The following is a 1,537-nucleotide window of genomic DNA, read 5'->3' as shown; positions in this document are numbered from 1 at the left end:
GCGAGGCGCTGTCGGCCGAGCGGCGCGCCGAGGCCGGCACCACCGAGCCGCCGAAGAAGGCCACCAAGAAGAAGGGCGACGAGGACGACAAGGCGATCAAGAACCTGCTGGCGGGAGTCGAGGCCCGCCGCTCGGTCCCGATGAACCGCCTGCTGTTCGCCCTCGGCATCCCGCAGATCGGCGAGGCCACCGCCAAGGCCCTGGCCAAGCGGTTTTCCGACATGCCGTCGCTGATCGCAGCGATCACAGAGGCGGCGGCCGTGCAGCCGGGGCCGGACTGGGTCGAGCTGCGGTCCGTGGACAGGATCGGCGACACGACCCGGGACCGCCTGCTCGACCTCGGCTTCCCCGACGACGCACCCTCCGACGCGCCGCGCGCGCGCCTCAGCGCGCCCCAGCGGGAAAACCTGCTGCAGCATTACGGCGATGCCGACGCCGTGCGGGCCGCCCTCGCCCGGGCCGCCGAGCAGAAGCCCGGGGACGCCTACCGGCTGTTTGCCGACGACGGCGAGATCGGGCCCGTGGCGACCGACGCGCTGATCCTGTTCTTCTCCGAGCCGCACAATGCCGACGCGGTCAACGCCTTGCTCGAACAGGTGACGGTCGAGCCGATGGAGCGACCAGCCGCCGCCTCGGCCTTCGCCGGCCAGACCGTGGTATTCACCGGCACACTGGAGAAGATGACCCGCAACGAAGCCAAGGCGGTGGCCGAGCGGCTCGGCGCTAAGGTCTCCGGATCGGTTTCGGCCAAGACCGACCTCGTGGTCGCGGGCCCCGGGGCCGGCTCGAAGCTCAAGGACGCCGAGAAGCACGGCGTCCGGGTCGTGTCGGAGGACGATTGGCTCGGGATGGTGGCGCACGGTTGAAGCGCGAGTCGCCTGGGCTTAGACCGCTCGGGAACACCCCGAGAACGTTCCCCTGCATGGTCGATCCGCGATGACGGTCCTGGCCCTCGACTTCGAGACGGCCAACGAGCGGCGCGACAGTGCCTGCGCGGTGGGCCTCGCCTGGATCGCGGATGGGCGCGTGGTCCGCCGGGAGAGCCACCTGATCCGGCCGCCGGAGATGCGGTTCTCGCCGGGCAACATCCGCGTCCACGGCATCCTGCCCGCGAACGTCGCCAACGAACCGGATTTCGCCGGCGTGATGGCGCCCTATCTCGGCGACCTCACCCGCGGGCTGATCCTGGCGCACAACGCCAGCTTCGATATTGGTGTGCTCCGCGCGGGCCTCGCCCGGGCCGGCCTGCCGGTGCCGGCCCTGTCGTATCTCTGCACGGTCCAGATCGCCCGCCGGGTCTTCCCGGCGCCGGAGGGTTGCGGCCTCGGCAAGGTGGCCCGGCGCCTCGGCATCCGCTTCGAGCACCACGATGCCGGCGAGGATGCCTATGCCTGCGCGGCGATCGCCCTGGCGGCCATGCGCCAGACCGAGACGCCGGACGTCCACGGCCTCGCGGCGGCGATCGGCGTCCCGGTCACCCGGGTGACGGGCGGCCCGGCCCGCCTGGCTCGGCGACCCCTCGCCGCGCCCCCGCGCC

2 protein-coding genes are annotated in these 1,537 nt (G+C 72.3%); both read left to right on the top strand.

Annotation, left to right across the window (positions count from 1 at the left end):
* Window positions 1-866 (top strand): BRCT domain-containing protein (locus tag FV228_RS29240; RefSeq protein ID WP_281406548.1); only part of this gene is annotated, 866 nt, incomplete at its 5' end.
* Between the two features lie 70 nt (window positions 867-936).
* The coding region (locus tag FV228_RS29235; protein ID WP_147857658.1) for a 3'-5' exonuclease at window positions 937-1,537 on the top strand (601 nt) is incomplete at its 3' end.

The sequence above is a fragment of the Methylobacterium sp. WL18 genome, from assembly GCF_008040015.1.
Taxonomy (GTDB): domain Bacteria; phylum Pseudomonadota; class Alphaproteobacteria; order Rhizobiales; family Beijerinckiaceae; genus Methylobacterium; species Methylobacterium mesophilicum.
Note: the sequence above shows the minus strand (reverse complement) of the source record. Positions and strands in the feature narration are given on the sequence as shown.